Consider the following 445-nt stretch of genomic DNA (forward strand, 5'->3'; position numbering starts at 1 on the left):
GATGCAAGCGATAGGTAAGTGGTTGTGCGAGCAGACGATAATAGCCATAGCTGCCATCGTGATCCAATTGATGTATGGCCGTTAGGTATAAATGACGGTAATGTAGGCCGCTTGGGGTATCAAAGCTTAAGGTAAGTGTGCTACCGATTAAGTCAGTGAGCGGTGTAAAGGGCGGATGGTGACGCTCATGAATATAGACTTGCAATACATAAGTATCGATACCATGCTGCTGATGTTGTTGATTTCCGTTTGGGTTTAATTGGGCAATGATATCGTCTTCATAAGACGCCTGCATCAGCTTGTTTTGCCACGCTTGATGAGCACTGATGTCTTGCTGCGCACTTGGATAGAGGGCTTGAGTGCTGCCTTCACTAGCATATAGCCTATCAGGGTGCATGGGCAGCACGGTGTTGGTCAAGCGAAGCATGGTAGTGTTCCTATTCTT

At 47.0% G+C, this 445-nt stretch carries 1 protein-coding gene; it reads right to left on the reverse strand.

What is annotated here, in order from left to right:
• Nucleotides 1-427: hypothetical protein (locus tag ACT3RN_RS16140; protein ID WP_444518873.1), on the reverse strand; the 427-nt coding region annotated here is incomplete at its 3' end.
• Between the last annotated feature and the right edge of the window lie 18 nt (nucleotides 428-445).

The sequence above is a fragment of the Psychrobacter sp. AOP5-GZ1-6 genome (genome assembly GCF_052376345.1).
Classification (GTDB): Bacteria; Pseudomonadota; Gammaproteobacteria; order Pseudomonadales; family Moraxellaceae; genus Psychrobacter.